The organism is uncultured Bacteroides sp., assembly GCF_910585845.1.
Lineage (GTDB): Bacteria > Bacteroidota > Bacteroidia > Bacteroidales > Bacteroidaceae > Bacteroides.
Genome location: NZ_CAJUHF010000010.1, coordinates 30,246 through 47,130 on the forward strand (window position 1 = coordinate 30,246; position 16,885 = coordinate 47,130).

The 16,885-nt window shown below is 52.4% G+C and carries 10 protein-coding genes; 2 read left to right on the plus strand and 8 right to left on the minus strand.

The genetic code is table 11. From position 1 onward, the window contains the following. Window positions 1-68: 68 nt before the first annotated feature. The gene (locus QZ323_RS04675) at window positions 69-1,223 is read left to right on the plus strand and encodes an alpha/beta hydrolase family protein (protein ID WP_294633226.1); all 1,155 of its coding nucleotides are present in this window, start codon (window positions 69-71) and stop codon (window positions 1,221-1,223) included. Window positions 1,224-1,699: 476 nt separating this feature from the next. Here the strand turns inward: QZ323_RS04675 and QZ323_RS04680 are convergent, their stop codons facing one another. The 3 genes from QZ323_RS04680 to QZ323_RS04690 form a co-directional block, all read right to left on the minus strand. Next, window positions 1,700-3,460, minus strand: coding sequence for a pectinesterase family protein (locus QZ323_RS04680; protein ID WP_294633228.1), 1,761 nt, complete (start codon window positions 3,458-3,460; stop codon window positions 1,700-1,702). Window positions 3,461-3,644: 184 nt separating this feature from the next. Then, window positions 3,645-4,616: a pectinesterase family protein gene (locus tag QZ323_RS04685; RefSeq protein ID WP_294633229.1), complete on the minus strand. Its 972-nt coding sequence runs from the start codon at window positions 4,614-4,616 to the stop codon at window positions 3,645-3,647. A 4-nt stretch (window positions 4,617-4,620) separates the two neighbouring features. Next, window positions 4,621-5,841, minus strand: a complete 1,221-nt coding sequence (locus QZ323_RS04690; protein WP_294633230.1) for a glycoside hydrolase family 88 protein — start codon at window positions 5,839-5,841, stop codon at window positions 4,621-4,623. A 323-nt stretch (window positions 5,842-6,164) separates the two neighbouring features. On the opposite strand from QZ323_RS04690, the gene QZ323_RS04695 reads away from it, so the two are divergent. After that, window positions 6,165-7,610, plus strand: coding sequence for an MFS transporter (locus QZ323_RS04695; RefSeq protein ID WP_294633232.1), 1,446 nt, complete (start codon window positions 6,165-6,167; stop codon window positions 7,608-7,610). A gap of 802 nt (window positions 7,611-8,412) precedes the next feature. Here the strand turns inward: QZ323_RS04695 and QZ323_RS04700 are convergent. From QZ323_RS04700 to QZ323_RS04720, 5 genes are all read right to left on the minus strand, one after another. Beyond that, on the minus strand, window positions 8,413-11,859 hold the full coding sequence (locus QZ323_RS04700) for an ATP-binding protein (RefSeq protein WP_294633276.1): 3,447 nt from the start codon (window positions 11,857-11,859) through the stop codon (window positions 8,413-8,415). Beyond that, window positions 11,859-12,749 carry a twin-arginine translocase subunit TatC gene (gene tatC, locus QZ323_RS04705; RefSeq protein WP_294633234.1) on the minus strand — a complete coding sequence of 297 codons (891 nt, stop codon included), beginning with the start codon at window positions 12,747-12,749 and terminating at the stop codon, window positions 11,859-11,861. The genes QZ323_RS04700 and tatC overlap by 1 nt, the downstream gene beginning before the upstream one ends. 135 nt (window positions 12,750-12,884) lie before the next feature. Continuing rightward, complete coding sequence (tatA, locus tag QZ323_RS04710) at window positions 12,885-13,103, minus strand: twin-arginine translocase TatA/TatE family subunit (protein WP_294633235.1); 219 nt, start codon at window positions 13,101-13,103, stop codon at window positions 12,885-12,887. A 219-nt stretch (window positions 13,104-13,322) separates the two neighbouring features. Beyond that, complete coding sequence (locus tag QZ323_RS04715; RefSeq protein WP_294633237.1) at window positions 13,323-15,893, minus strand: bifunctional UDP-N-acetylmuramoyl-tripeptide:D-alanyl-D-alanine ligase/alanine racemase; 2,571 nt, start codon at window positions 15,891-15,893, stop codon at window positions 13,323-13,325. Then, complete coding sequence (locus QZ323_RS04720) at window positions 15,869-16,852, minus strand: GSCFA domain-containing protein (protein ID WP_294633238.1); 984 nt, start codon at window positions 16,850-16,852, stop codon at window positions 15,869-15,871. Before QZ323_RS04720 ends, QZ323_RS04715 begins: the two co-directional genes overlap by 25 nt. Between the last annotated feature and the right edge of the window lie 33 nt (window positions 16,853-16,885).

Genomic DNA, 16,885 nt, shown 5'->3' on the forward strand with positions numbered 1-16,885 from the left:
TGCGGTAAAGATAGTGAATTCAGGCAAAAATCCATTACCTTTGTCTATATTTTAACTGCATGGAAGCTATGAAACGTATTACAATCATTCTTTTTGCGATTCTTACCGTACACATTTCTGCTCTTGCACAGGCGGATACTGCCGTCTATGGCGTGGTCAAGAACATGCCCCTCTTCTATGGGCAGTTGAAGCAGCAGCTCACTTATCCGATGGCATGGGGAAAGGCTCCCGTGCGCAAGTTCGGCAAATGGCGCGCGCAGGCGCGCGGGGTCTTGATGGAATGCATGCAGATGGTTCCGCCCGCTCCCGAGGTGTACGAGATGGAGGTGGTGGATACGGAGCAGCGCGAGGGGTATGAGGCGCGGAAGATATGGTTCAACGTCTCGGCGTGGTGCCGCATTCCTGCCTACCTGCTGGTGCCGGAGGGGGAAGGGCCTTTTCCGGCTGTGGTGATGCTGCACGACCACGGCGCGCACTTCACGATCGGGAAGGAGAAAATGGTGCGCCCCTTCGGCGTGTCGGACGAGGTGATGGCGGATGCCGACAAGTGGGCGGTGGGATGCTACGACGGGCAGTATGCGGGCGACTACTTTGCCGCGCACGGGTATGTGGTGCTCTCTATCGACGCCCTGTTCTGGGGAGAACGCGGTAGGAAGGAGGGCGCGGACTATAACGGGCAGCAGGCTTTGGCTTGCAATTTCCTGCAAATGGGGGCTTCGTGGGGCGCTCTCATCAACATGGACGACGTGAGGAGTGCCGAATTCCTGGGCTCTCTTCCGTTCGTGGACAAGGAGCGTGTGGGATGCCTCGGTTTCTCGATGGGCGCCTATCGTTCGTGGATGCTTTCGGCCATCACCGACTGCATCAAGGCTTCTGCCTCCATCTGCTGGATGAACACGACCGACGAGCTGATGTCGCTGACGAACAATCAGAACAAGGGTGGCTCGGCATACTCCATGCTGATTCCGAACCTGCGGCGCTATCTGGACTATCCGCACACGGCGAGCATCGCGTGCCCCAAGCCTACGCTGTTCTTCAACGGCAGGCGCGACAAGCTGTTTCCGGTCGGAGGGGTGGAAGCGGCGTACGGCATCATGCAGGATGTATGGCAAAGCCAGCATGCTGCCGACCGACTGGTGACGAAGCTCTGGGACGAGAAGCATTTCTTCAGCAAGGCGATGCAGCGGGAGGTGCTGGAGTTCTTCGACAAGTGGCTGAAGTAGCGGTGCGGCGGGCGAAAACGCAGGCCCGGACAGGGGGGTACGGATGTACGGACAGAGGTGTCCGGGCTTAGGGCGGAAAAGCGGTTCACGGAAACCGATTATGGTTGGGCTGTTTTTTCGATGGTTTTCCAACGGTTTTTCGATGTTTTTTCGCCACTCTGCCTTCGTCGTACCTTCGTCGTACCTTCGTTCCTAAGAACTGGCGTTAAAACGGCGGTACATTGGCGGCGTATTGGCGGCACATTGGCGCCGAAATGTCAACGTACGTTAATCGGTGTTTTTCCGCCCCGTTATAGTTGCATTGTTGGATTCGCATGTACATGACGGAGCTATATTCCGTGGGGCTGCAGGTAGAAAATTTGCAGTTCCGCGGTTAGTAATTCGCAGTTCTGCGGTTAATAATCCGCTGTTCTGCAGCCCGCGATTCATAGCTCCGCGGTTCGCAACAGGTAGTTTAACGGTACGTAATCCGTAGTTTAGCGGTTCGCGACGTGTGCCCCCTCAGCCCCTTTCATCGGGTTCCATCCGTCGTTTCCGGCAAGGACGTCCTCCATTTCATACCCCTTCAGGTTTTTCAACTGACGAGAGAAGGGAGCGCGCGCTTTCGGATGGGCACCTTCGCCCGTGTTCTCATACTCGGCGTAGAAGACGGTTTTCTCCGCCTCCTTCTTCCCCCAGTTGTGCCAACCGGCAGGAACGATGTGCCCGCCCAAGTCGCAACGGACAAAGACCGCCTGCGCATACGGGCGCCAGGGACGCGATAGGTAGACATCCTTCACCCCGTCATCCGCTGTCAGCCGACAGCCGTAGAAGAGATAGCCGTACTTCTGCCCGCGGTCGGTGGAAGGCGCTGTCACATACCCGCTGCGCTTGCTATGGATGTGGCAACGGTTGAACACTGCCGTCGACCAGCCGAAGATGAAGTCCACCGTGCCTTCGATGTAGCAATCTTCGTAGTACTGACGGCAACCCTTCCCGTAGGTGTAGAGCGTATCCTGAAAGCCGAGGAAACGGCAGTTCTTGAAGCTGGCACGGTCGGCACTGACGAAGCATGCCACCGCCTGCCCCACGGGTCCGGAACTGTTCGCGAACGTGATGTTTTCTGCGTGGAAATCAGGCGCATAGATATAACAGGAAGCTGAGCCGGAAGTCCCCTTCTCTTCGCCAAAGCGGTTCTGCTTCTGCGCATAGTCATCGTAGGTGAGCACCGCGCTGTCCTGCCCTATCAGCGATACATTGATTTTGCTCTCCGGTATCACGATCTTCTCCTTGTACACCCCCTTGCGCACCAGTATCGTCGTACGCGCTTTCTTGCGGAAGTCGGGAACAGCATCGATTGCCTCCTGCACCGTGAAGAAGTCTCCACTGCCGTCCTGCGCCACCACGAAGTCATAGTGACGGACGTACTTTGCCAGTTCGGGCACTTCTTTTGCCACGGCATCCATAGCCAGCCCCGCCACGACGCGCCCGCCGTGCACGTTGAGATGGGTGTTGTCCTCGCGCCCCTTGGGCATCGCGGCAATCCGGTTGGCGGGCACCCACATGAAGAGCTTCTTCGACTCTACGGGACCCATGCCTTCCACCAGTTCATGCGTTATCTTGTTCATGTCTACAAAAGCCACTCCCAGTTCCTTCGCCACATTGTGCGGGGCATCCAGATAGGCGCCGTGCGTGTCTATCAGCTTGTCACCCTCGGCCGATTGCGTTGACGCTTCCCGCTTGGCATCCGGATTCACGCCCTTCCGCACATCGTCCTGGTTGATGGCCTGTGCCACCGCACTTCCGCTCGCCGTGCCGAAATTGCGGCGCACGATCGAGTTGAACAGGACCGGAATACCGCCCTTGGCACGTGTCTCATTCACAAACCGTCTCAGGTTATCGTCGAAAGTGCCTCCCGGCGAGGTGTAGCGTTTCGGGTCCGGCTTCTCGTCGTTGTGGCCGAACTGGATGAATACGTAATCGCCCTTCGTCACCTGCGAGATCACCTTCTCCCAGCGCCCTTCGTCGATAAAACTCTTGGAGCTGCGTCCGTTCACCGCATGATTGTCCACACGGATCTCTTCGGAAAGATAGCCGGGCAGCATCTGTCCCCAGCCACGCTCCGGATTCCCGCCTTCCAGGGATTTGTTGGCCATCGTCGAATCGCCGATCATAAAGATCGTTATCACCTGCTTGTCCGCCCTGAAAGCGGAGAACAGGAAAAAGAATACAAGTAGTAATGCTAATTTATGTCTCATAGTCGTTGATATATAGTTCATATATAGTTAGTATATAGTTGGTATATAGTTAGTATACAGTTAGTATACAGTTGATATATAAATGTCGAAAGTTTCGCTTGCGAAACTTGGGTTAATGTTTTTCAGCTACTGAAGTACAAGCAGAAGGGGTTCTGTCTGTTACAGGAGTACAGGCAACAGGGTTTCAATCTGTCACAGGATTCCAGTTGCTGGACATCCCATATATAAATTCCGTGTCGTCGTATCGGGCAGCCTCCTTCTTTGTCAACTGCTTCGCCCATTCCACACGCTTGGCAGCTGACGCTCCTTCTCCCTTGCTTCCATACTCCGCATAACGGGCGGTCTGCTCGTTCTCCGCTTTTCCCCAGTTGTGCCATCCTTCGGGACGGATATGTCCACCCATCTCGCAATTGATGAACACCGTAGCCGCGTATGGCCTCCAAGGACGCCCCAAATAGACCTTAGTCACCTCAGGCTCAGCCGTCAACCTGCAATTCCGGAAGACATATCCCACTGCATACTTCTTTGGCGTAGAAGCCGCCGTCACGTACGAATTAGCCTTGCTGCGCACCTCGCAATTCTCGAACAGGGCGATAGAAGGACCGAAAATAAAGTCCGTCGTCCCCTCGATGTAGCAATCGGAGAAGTAGAGGCGCGTGCCCTCAGCACCCGTATACACCGTGTCCTGATTCCCCAAGAAACGGCAGTTCACGAACATCAGCCTGTCACCCTCCGTATGAAGCGCGACAGCTTGCCCCAGACGTGCGGCATTGTTCTCGATAGTCAGGTTCCGGAAGGTAATCCAATTCCCATCCACCTTGACCGTGTAGGTGCGGAAAGTGCCCATCTTGTTGATGTTGGCATGATCGTCGTAGGTGATCACCGTCTTTTCCGCACTTTCACCGATGAAGTCCACATGCTGAATCCAGGACGGGATAACCAACTTCTCCTTATATACTCCATTCTTCACCAGCACCGTCACCTTATAATCCATAAAGGCGCGGATGCCCTCCATCGCCTCCGTCAGGGTACGATAATCCCCCGACCCGTCCCGGGCAACCACAAGAGTGTCTTTCCACTGAGACTGTGCCGACAAGGAGATGGCTCCTGCCGACCAAAGCACCATCGTGCACAAGATATAAGCCAGTCGTTTCATCTCCTTACTTCTGATTTACGATTTCTTTCACCTGCTGCAACCGCTCCCACTCCAAGCTTGCCATAATGAAGGGGCCTACCGCTTTCGGGTCATTGTTGCGAATGGTTTCATTTATATAATAGGTGTAGTCGCCCATACGATAGTTCTTTCCTCCCAAGCCGGCAACGGCGCAAGCCTTCGTGATGGTCACCACGCCATTCTTATCCACCTCTATGAAGTGATTCAGAATACCTCGATAACCTTTCTGTGCCACTTTCAGGTACGACCGGTCTATGTATCCCTTGCGTACCGCTTTGAACAGGGCGTACACGAACATCGTAGAACAAGAAGACTCCAGATAGTTCCCCTCCTCGCCGCTCTTGTCCAGAACCTGATACCACAATCCGGTCTTCGTGTCCTGTATGCGCTTCAGCTGAGCAGCTATATTGTTGAAGATGACCAACATCGAGTCACGCCCTGCCTCATGTTTCGGGATGAAATCGAGCGCGTCTACAATGGCCATCGCATACCAGCCCATAGCCCGTCCCCAGCTGTGCTGCGACTGCCCCGTCACGGGATCTGCCCAACGCTCCTTCCGGCTCACGTCGCAAGCATGACGGTAAAGCCCGTTCTTCGGATCGTAGGTATGACGTGCCACCGTAATATACTGGTTTACGATGTCAGGATAGTCCTGCACACGATTATTCCGGTAAGCGTATTCCGCATAAAACGTAGAACCCATATAGATACCGTCCAGCCACATCTGGTTAGGATACACCTTCTTATGCCAGAATCCGCCATCCTCATTGCGCGGATGAGTGTCGAGCTGGCTGCGCAACAAGTCGAGAGCTTTCCCGTACTTCTCCTCCTTCGTCTGCTCATAGATGCGGAACAGGAACTTGCCCGAATTCAGACGGTCTATGTTATACTCATGTAGTTTGTAAGTCTCAATGCTCCCATCCTTGTGCACCATCGTGTCCGCGTAGGCCAACGCATAGTCAAATATCTTTTGGTCTCCATACGCATCATACACATCCAGCATCGCCTGCAACTCCAACCCGTGGCAATAGTCCCATTTCAGCTTCGGCTGGAAATCCAATTGCCAGGACTCCGGACAACGGATCATTTCAGACTCTACCATACGTACCGACCACGGCTGCTTATCGTTCACCTTCTGAGCTGCCAACTGGGTGGAGCAGAAGAATGCCCCCACGATGAAAATTTTACCAAACAGAGTGTTCATCATCTTACTTTTGTTTTTTAGGTATATAGATTATTTTAGTAATGTGGCAAAGATAGAGGTTCTCTCCTTATCCCTTGTGTATTTTTCGACTGAAAAGGTGCATTATTTATTCTTGCCTTCCGCGAAGTTCCTTTTTTGTGTTCGGGAACGAGTATTTTCGTGTACGAAAACGAGGTTTCTCGTGCACGATAACGCTTTTTTTCGGCATTTATTCGCATCTAAGACAAAAAATACAGAAAAAGAGACAATTTTTATATTGATATACATTAAATAATGCGTATTTTTGACCCCAGAAACAAGAATTAATAATTTTAAATCAATGTATCATGAGTTTAAATCAAAATGCAATGGGAAAGATGACCAACTATAGATGGACCATCTGTGCTATGTTGTTTTTTGCGACAACAGTAAACTACCTTGACCGCCAAGTGCTGTCACTGACGTGGGATGAGTTCATCAAACCTGAATTCCACTGGGACGAATCACATTACGGAACCATCACTTCCGTATTCTCTATCGTTTATGCAATCTGCATGCTGTTTGCCGGTCGTTTCATCGACTGGATGGGAACTAAGAAAGGTTATCTCTGGGCTATCGGCGTATGGTCGGCAGGTGCTTGCCTTCACGCTTTCTGTGGTGTTGTGACTGAACATTTCGTAGGCCTGCACAATGCAGCCGAATTGATGGGAGCTACGGGCGATGTAGTGGTAACGATCGCTACCATCAGTATGTATTGTTTCCTTGCAGCCCGTTGTGTGCTGGCACTTGGTGAAGCCGGCAACTTCCCCGCAGCCATCAAAGTAACTGCCGAGTATTTCCCCAAGAAAGACCGTGCTTACGCTACTTCTATCTTCAATGCCGGTGCTTCAATCGGTGCTTTGATTGCTCCGCTCACCATTCCTTTGCTGGCTAAAGCATGGGGCTGGGAGATGGCTTTCATCGTTATCGGTGCCCTCGGTTTCATCTGGATGGGCTTCTGGGTATTCATGTACTCCAAACCTTCTGCCAGCAAGCACGTGAACAAAGCCGAGCTGGAATACATCGAACAAGACAAGGATGAAGCAGGTGCCGCTCCGGTTGTAGAGGAAAAAGAAGAGAAGAAGATGAATTTCTGGCAATGCTTCAGCTACAAACAGACTTGGGCATTCGCTTTCGGTAAGTTCATGACTGACGGTGTATGGTGGTTCTTCCTGTTCTGGACGCCTTCTTACCTGAACACGCAGTTCGGTATCAAGACTTCCGAAGGTTTGGGTATCGCCTTGATTTTCACCCTCTACGCTATCACAATGCTTTCCATCTATGGTGGCAAGTTGCCTACTATCATCATCAACAAGACCGGATTGAATCCTTACGCCGCTCGTATGCGTGCGATGCTGATCTTCGCCTTCTTCCCGTTGGTGGTATTGCTGGCACAGCCTTTGGGTACGATTTCTCCGTGGTTCCCGGTAATCATGATCGGTATCGGTGGTGCAGCTCACCAATCATGGTCTGCCAACATTTTCTCTACGGTAGGTGACATGTTCCCGAAATCTGCCATTGCCAGTATCACGGGTATCGGCGGTATGGCTGGTGGTGTAGGTTCTATGTTGCTGCAATACATTGCCGGTGAACTCTTTGTTTACGCTGGAGAAACCAACATGACTTTCATGGGCTTCGCAGGTAAACCTGCCGGTTATTTCGTCATCTTCTGCGTATGTGCAGTAGCTTATCTGATCGGATGGGTTGTAATGAAGGCATTGGTTCCGAAGTACAAACCTATCGTATTGGAATAATATCGGATAAAATACGGAATAACATCAAATAAGATTTCACTCTTATACCTTATATATAATAAGGTGTAAAGCGATAAGATTCCATTTTTGATCTGTACAATAATAAAGGAGGGCTTTTGTAAAGCCCTCCTTTATTTATATCTGCCCAAATAAGACTAAAATCAAATGACTTTACCATTTATATAAATATACTCGGCATTCGATGTAAACATACTTGGCCTTTTATGTAAACATACTTGGCTTCCGATGTAAACATACTTGGCCTTTTATGTAAACATACTCGGCTTTCGATGTAAACATGCCCGGCATTCGATGCAAACATGCCCAGTATTCGATGTAAACATGTCCGGCATTTTATATAAAAAAGCAGAGCATGTTATTTGCTATACGGGTGAAAAAAGGTCGCAGGACTTCTTTACGTAATTTCCGCATTATCATGAAATTATCATTGAGCTGAGAGAATATAGTTTATAAGATATCAAACAAAACCTTTCAAGAATACATAAAAAAAGCCTCTTCTCACGAAGTGGCTCTTCTCTGCTCTCTTCCGTACATAATTACAATACGTTTTCTCTTGTCCAACACTATTTTTATTTCATACGGAAGCGCAAAAATTCAAGATGAAAAAAAGGGAAGTCTCACGACTTCCACATTTCTTCTAACCTTAAATCTAAATCTCTATGAAAAAAACGTTTGGCAAAGATAGAGCTTTACCGCATATAAAGATATTAATAAAACATATAAAGAAAAGAAAAGTATTTAAGAATTATTAAATCAGAACTTTAAACAGAACAAATATATCTTAATTCACCGCATCAAGCAAATCAGAATATATTGGATTTTGCCGTAACAAACCAGGAACTCCTATCATAAACAACTGCTGACGGGCACGAGTAAGAGCCACATTCAACTTACGATCAATCCAAACTCCCCTCTCCTCCGTAAGATTGGCAAGGAACTTCAACTGATAAGCCCGATTCACACAGAAAGAATAAACAATAACATCACGCTCACTGCCCTGGAAACGTTCGACGGTATCTACCAAAATGTCATTCAAAGCAGGAATCCCCAAAGCCGCAATCTCCCTCTTGACAAGCGCTATCTGACTGCGATAAGGAGCAATAATACCCAATGTCTGCCCCGGCTGAAAGCCCACACCGGAAGCCTCATATTGCCGATAGACAGCAGCCGACAACCGTGCCGCAAGCCGCGCCTCAAAATGATTAACCTTTGCCGATTGCGATGCAGGTTCCGATTCGGAAGGAAAAAAGGCAACACGACGCACCAATACATCTGCAAATTCATCGTCTTCAAGCCCCGGAGCCAATGTAAGCCCTCCTTGCTGATGCGGCAAACCTACAGCCTCCAGCAAACCGCCATAGAAAGCTTGGTTCGGGAAGCGTGCCACCTCTACATTCATACGTCCCTGACGGCAAAGCATATCATAGAAATGACTCGTAGCAGACGAAGGTTCATCTGCCGAAAAAGCGACTCTCCGATATAGACGCTCGAAAAGGGAATCTTTCAGGTTATGCAGCCCGATATCGCGCAGGCACTCCTCACATACCTCCGATTGCGATTCCGACTGGAGCACCACGGCAGGCAACTGTTTATGGTCGCCTATCAGAATGAACTTACCGATAGCATTTCCTCCCGCCACATTACGTGCACAAAGAAGTCCCAACAACTGAGGTTCCAGAATCTGGGTCGCCTCATCCACAATCGCCACATCAAACGCTTTCAGGCGGAAAAGCTCCGTCTTGGAAGAGAGCGTGGAGACGGTACCCACAAAGACACGGCAACGTTCTATCCGGGCACGTACCTCGCGGCGTGTGGAACAAGACTCCAGTACATTCTCTATCAAATGCGGGCGGTAAGTCGTATCACAAGAAAGTTCACTACCCACACGGATAAAATCAATTGCAGGCTCTATGGAAGAAAGCGCCTTACATATCTCGTCCACCGCACGGTTCGTATAAGAGAGCAACAAAATCTGTTTCCCCTCGCGATAGAACGCCTCCACCATGCCACGTAGGGCACGTGAGGTCTTCCCTGTTCCCGGAGGACCCACCAAGAGAAAATAATCTTTCGCAGCCAAAGCTTTTTGTGTGATACGGGAGAAATCGTCCGGTGCAGCAGCAATGGCTGCATCAAAGGAGGAATCAAACTCCGGTTCACGCTGGAAAAGCAACAAATCGCGGCGGTCCTTATTGGCAGAGAGAAACATGGAAAGCCCCATATACATGCTGCGGAAAGAGGTATCCATATAGTCGTGCTCGATGGCATAACAACTATCGGCAGGAAGCACGGACGTATTCTGCTGCGAAGCACGGAGGCGCACACGGATATCCTTATCGGTCATCTGCTCGATATTGCCTTTGAATACCATCTTATTGGTCACATTGTCCGTATCTTTGTCCCGCTGGTAGAGGACGATGGCATCTCCTTCGCGGAAATTCGGCAAGGCTTGCGAAAGGCGAGGTACGTTCGTGCCGGACTCTGAGGAGGCGGATGGTTGCAAGGAGATGCTGCTATCTGCCCGTGCCAGCACGAGATATGCCTTATGCCTGTCTGCTGCGTGATTCTCCTTGATAGTCAGGTCATGCAGTATCTCGCCCGCCTCACACTTTTCTTCAAGCGTAGAGAGCCACAGGGCGGCAGCACCCGTACGGCCTTCGTAGGCGATATCTCCCGACTTGGACGTATATAATTCTTTGGTTATAAAGTTGTAGAGCGTATAGAAATAGCACTGCTCCAGTGCAGTGAGCCGGCCGATGCGTTGCGTCACGGCATCAATTGCCGGATAGAGATAGCGTTTCCACAGCGTATTGTCCAACTGGCGCTCATTCAGCGTGTCCGGATGGATGGCTTTCAGACATTCCGCCGTGTAGTGCGGGCTGTTGCGCAACTGCATGCCATATTCGTTTGCTACAATGCGATTGCGCACATCCATCACACGCCTCACCATCGCCCAGGAAGGGCGTGCGGGATAAAGCAACGGATAACGGGTGTAGAGCAGATATGCCTTCACATGCCTGTGCTCCATCCCCATAGAGTACTCCAGCACGGCCTGATAAAGCAACATCTGTACTTTGTTGTTCTCCTTCGGTTCCACCTTGCCCCGAATGGCATACTCATCCGCCTTGCCCGATTTCATTTCGATGAAAGAGGTCATGTCGCGCTGCATGTAGTCCAGACGTCCCTGCAATCCCAAAGCCTCACAGACATAAGTAGGTTCCAGCACGGCATCCGTCTTGTCCAACTCATAACCGGGAGCACGAAATGTCTCGGTCACGGTCTGCCGTATGTGGTCGAAATGGCGCTTGCAATCGGCGAAGAACTCCCTCTCCTTCTCCTTATCCTGCAGGTCGGCACAGGCGGCAAGCTCGATGGAATAGATACGGAAAGCCTTCTTCATGCAAGCCAGATAGTCGGGAGCTTCCTGTGCATAGATCCATTCGTCCAGAAAGAGATTGGCAATGTTACCCAGCAAGAGGGGACGTGTATTGTCGGGCGACTGCAAGCGTGCCAACATATAATTGGCAGGATGGTGGCCGTAGTCCTTGAAGCATTCGGCAAGCGAACTGATATCCAGCAGGTAGTCGGGTTCCAGAATGATGAACGAAGGCGTCAGGATACCCGCCTCATCCACTGCTACATCCAGCAGGTTGACTTGTGCATGCCGCCACAACTGCCGGCAGGTTTCGGCAAACTCCTCGTTCACCTGCGGCACGTTATAGCGCACACGCAGAGGCTCTTCGGCAACGGTGTCGACGGGAAAGACATACAGGAAGGTGTCGTCGGCATACTGGAAGCTGACCCGCATCCGCTTCACCCGCTTCAGGGCGGGCGGGGCGACCAAATAGGTGGCATCCGCACGGGGCAGCAACTGATAAAGCTGCGCAGGTATATCTTCTCCACAGAGCCGTTTCACGAAGAAAGTCAGCGTCTTGACATCGCGCAACAGGCTTTCGCGCGAAGGTTCGGACTGCCGGTTCAGCACGGCATTAGAGGTCAGGCGGAAGGTATGCAAGCGATTTTGCTCGACCACAGACAAGCCCACCTTAGAAGCCACAAAGCTGATGCGTGCCGAGAGGTCGGTCATTTGCAGGCTGCCGTCCGGCATCTGTGTGCGGCAAAGGCGTTCCAAAAACTCGCGAAGCTGACGATAAGCTACCGTCAAAGGGATACCTTCATCCCGGCAGAGTGTGAAAAGGAAATGATAATACTCACGCGCTTCTTCCCCCATCATCCCTCCTTGTCTTCGTCAGTCCTGTCCGCATCATTCTTGCCGGACTTGTCAGCGTCAGTTTCGGCTTTATCGGCATTGTCCGCATTATCCTCGTCTGCATCGGGCGTCTTGTCCTTAATCATCAAGATGCTCAACTCATAGAGCAGGTAAAGCGGAACGGAAACCACAGTCAGCGTGAAGGGATCGCCCGTAGGAGTTATAATGGCTGATACGATTACGATAATCACCAGTGCATGACGACGATACTTGCGCAGAAAGGACTTGTTGACCAGCCCCAGCAACGAAAGCAGCCAGGTGACCAAGGGCAACTCGAAAGCAAGTCCCATGCAGAGCACCAGCATCATGAAGTTATCTATATATGAGTTCAGGGAGATCTGATTCTCGATGGCCGCACTCAACTGATAAGTGGAGAGGAAACGCAGCGTCAGGGGATAGACCATGAAATAGCCCAGCAGCACGCCCAGAAAGAACATGACCGTACCGACGCACAAGGCTTTCTTCACCCCGCGCCGCTCATTGGGATAGAGCGCAGGGCTGATGAATTTCCATATTTCAAAGAATATATAGGGAGTTGCCGTCACCACCGACATCCAGAAAGCGGTGGACATGTGTATAAAGAACGGGGCAGCCAGATTGATATTGATCAGCTTGACATGAAACTCCTGCGTGAAGAAGTCGTCGTGAAGATCGAAGACCTTGCCTACATAACGCAATATGTCGTAGAAGATAAAATCGTTATGACAAGCCGCCAGCACGACATTGTCAAACAGCCAAGGCATCGCCACAAAATATCCGACGGCCAACACGAACCACACCCCGAGTACACGAAACAGCACACGGCGCAATTCATCCAAATGATCCCAAAAAGTCAATTCCTTATCTGCCATAGTAAATGAGCTACGAGTGACAAATGACGAGCTACGAGTGACAAATGACAAATCACGAGTGACGGGCTACAAGCCCTCTCTGACGCCCACATAGCGCCACCACTTGTAGCTTGTAACTCGTCACCCGCAACTAACTCACTTATCTTTTTCAACCGGTTCGTCTATATCCGCTTTAGCTTTATTGATTTCCTCTTTGGCTTCGTTCACACCCTCTTTGAAGCTTTTCACGCCTTTTCCGAGTCCTTTCATCAATTCGGGAATCTTCTTGCCACCGAACAACAACAGAATCAGCAATGCAATGATAACCCATTCAGAGCCACTGGGCAGAACGCCTAATAAATATAAATTTGTCATATCCGTTACTATATATTTTTAATTCGATGCAAATATAATGATTTCACCAGAGAATATTTCTTTGCGATGCTAAGAATCTTCCCTTGTGAAGCAGAGAATCTTCCCTTACGATGCAGAGAATTTACTTCTTAAGTTAAGAGCCGGGAATGGAGAGTTGAGAGTTATGACTCCCGTCAACTCCCTCCCCGAATACCTCCTTCCCCGAAGCGACTCCCCTTTCTAATCCTGATAATACACCCGCTTCACCCGCGTGGAAACACTCGTCAGCACCTCATAAGGGATGGTGCCGAGGATGTCGGAAAGCACCGTGACGGGCAGATGATCGCCGAAGATCTCCACCGTGTCGCCTTCGCGGCAGTCGATGTCCGTCACATCGATCATGCAGACATCCATGCAGATGTTGCCTACGTAGGGGGCACGCTGTCCGTTCACCAGACAGTAGGCATTCCCGTTGCCCAAGTGGCGGTTCAAGCCGTCGGCATAGCCGATGGGCAGGGCGGCGATGCGTGAATTGCGGGTCAGATGGCCCTTGCGGCTGTAGCCGACGGTGTCTTCCTGGGGCACTTCGCGTATTTGCAGGATGGTGGTCTTCAGGGTACTCACATTATGCATGATGCTGTTGTCTATCGGATTGACCCCGTACAGGCCGATGCCCAGGCGCACCATGTCGAACTGCGCGCCGATGAAGCGCTCGATACCTGCCGAGTTGCAGATATGGCGCAGTATCTTGTGAGGGAATGCAGCCTGCAATTGCAGGGAGGCTGCCTCGAAAGCCTCTATCTGACGGCGGGTGAATGCATCGAACTGTGCCGCGTCGCTACCCACCAAGTGCGAGAATACGGAACGGGCGATGACGGCATTCTGCCCTTTCAGCCGCTCGATCAGGCGGGGCATGTCTTCGGGGGCGAAGCCCAGGCGGTGCATGCCGGTGTCCAGCTTGACGTGGATGGGGAAATGGGTGATGCCCTCCTTCTCCGCCTCGCGGATGAGGGCGTCGAACAGATGGAAACTGTAGACTTCCGGCTCCAGCTTATAGTCGAACAGGGTCTTGAAAGCCGTCATTTCCGGATTCATGATGATGATGCTCGAGGTGATGCCCGCCTTGCGCAGCTCGGAGCCTTCGTCGGCAACGGCAACGGCAAGGTAGTCGACATGATGCTCCTGCAGGGTCTTGGCAATCTCGTAGGAGCCGGCGCCGTAGGCGGAAGCCTTCACCATGCAGACCATCTTCGTCTCGGGACGCAGGCGGCTGCGGTAGTGGTTCAGATTGGCGGTCATGGCACCGAGGTTGACTTCGAGAATCGTCTCGTGCACTTTCTTCTCCAGCTCCTCCGTCAGGGTGTCGAAGCCGAACTGGCGGGCGCCTTTTATCAGGATGATTTCGTCCTGCAGACACAGTTCACCGCGCGAGATGGCACGCTTCAGGGCTTCCGTATGGGGATAGAACGCCTTTTCGATGCTGAAACGGTCGTCGCACGAGGAGATTTCGCTTCCCACGCCGATGATGCGCTGGATGCCGCGGCTGTTGATCAGTTGCGAGACTTTGCGGTAGAGCGTGGGGGCGTTCTGACCGGTCTCGAGGATGTCCGAGAGAATGAGCGTGCGCTTCAGGCCTTTCGTTTGCGAGCGACGGTAGAGGAAGTCGAGGGCGATGTCGAGCGAGACAAGGTCGCTGTTGTAGCTGTCGTTGATAAGCAGGCAGTTGTTCTTGCCCTCCTTCACCTCCAGACGCATGGCTACGGGCTCGAGGCGTGCCATGCGCTCGGTGATCTTCTCGGCGGGGAGCATCAGGTAGAGGCAGGCGGCGAGGCAGTTGAGGGAGTTCTCGATGGAGGCGTCGTCGATGAAGGGCAGCGTGAAGGAGTTGTCCATGTCCAGATAGCGGTAGGAGATGACGGTGCACTCCTCTTTCTTCTCCACGGAGCTGATGAAGAGGGGGCGTTCCATGTCGCGGCGGCTCCAGGCTATCTCGCGGGCGCTGAGCATGGAGCGGGAGACGCAGTTGCTGATGAACTCGTCGTCTCCGTTGTAGATGACCACGTCGCAGTCTTTGAAGAGGCTGAGTTTCTCGATGCACTTTTCCTGCAGGGAGAAGAAGTTCTCCTGATGCGCGCCTCCGATGTTGGTCAGGATGCCGATGGTGGGGCGGATGATGTTCTGCAGGGCGCGCATCTCTCCCATCTCGGAGATGCCGGCTTCGAAGACGCCCAGTTCCGATGCCTCGTCCATCTGCCAAACGGAGAGGGGGACGCCGATTTGCGAGTTGTAGCTGCGCGGTGAGCGCACGATTACGCGTTCGGGGCTGAGCAGCTGGTGGAGCCACTCCTTCACGATGGTCTTTCCGTTGCTGCCCGTGATGCCGATGACGGGGATCTGGAACTGTTCGCGATGCAGCTCAGCAAGTTTCTGTAGGGACTTCAGCGGACTGGCGACTACCAGCAGGTTGGGAGCAGAGGTTGGCGCGTCGACGGCAGGTTGCGGGCTATCGCTCGGCGCGGAGGAAACAGGCTGCGGGCTGTCACACGGCAGGGCGCAGGGGAACGGCAAGGCTCCGCTCTCTATTTTCTGATAAGTATCTTCGCTGATGACAAAGTTGCGCACGCCGCGCGCGTAGAGTTCAGGGATGTAGCGTGCTCCGTCGTTGCGCTTGGTAGTTAAGGCAAAGAAGAGGGTTTCTTCGGGGAAACTCAGGGAGCGGCTGTCGGTCAGCAGCCAGTCTATGGTGGCGGGCGCACTGCCAATGCGCTTTGCGCCAATAAGTTCGGTTATTCTTTCAATTGTATAAGACATATCTCTTTCTCGTTTTGGAAGTCTAAGTACGGGTATTTTTGGTTAAGTCGGTCTATTTTTAACACTATTTGTTCTAAAAAATGCTTATGCTCCGCCGAGTCCGGACGGAAGGGCTTATGAGAAAGTGCCTTCCTGACACGCTCCGTCTCTTGCATGATGTCCCTCGCCTCGTCCGAAAGGCAGAGCTGCACGAATTTCTCCCAGACGAAGCCGACGGCCTGCGCGGAGGGGTGCACCATATCTTCGGCGTAGAAGCGGTAGTCGCGCAGCTCGTCGAGCAGGAACTCGTAGGCCGGAAAGTAGAAGACCTGCCCCGGAAAAGCCTCGCACAGCTGGTCGACGGCCATGAGGAGCACCGCCTTGCTCAGCTGGTTGGCATGCATCCCGTCGCGCACGTGCCGGATGGGGCTTACGGTGAGCAGGACCCTCAGCTTCGGGTTGCGGACGGTCAGGCGGGAGAGCAATGAGGTGTAGTCGGCCACGATCTCCTGCACGCTGAGCCGGCGGCGGGTGAAGAGCGTATCCGGCTGCTTATGGCAGTTGGCCACGACGTGCCCCGCCTGCTCGTAGACCCAGGCGGTGCCGAAGGTCAGCATCAGGCAGTCGAGCCGGTGGATGCGGGCGTGGGCGGCGCGGAGGCGGGTGTTGATGTGCCGCAAGGCGTCCGGTGCGGAGGAGGCGGAGAAATCGCCGTGGTGCATCGGGCTATGCCAGCATCCGCGGAAGAAGAAGAGGTCGTCTTCCGTATAGACCTTGTCCGCCACGACCTCGCGCAACGCCGCCGAGATGGACAACGGATTATAGAGGACGCCGAAAGGGTTGACGTCCGTGCGGAACTTGGCATGCGTCAGGCATTCGCCGATATGCGTGGCGAAGCAGGAACCCATCAGCAGGAGTTCGTCCGACTGGCTGAGACGGGGCATGCCGGACGGCAGTTCAACAGGGGTGAAAAAATCCATAAAAATAACAGGCTTTTAATAGAAGAATAACAG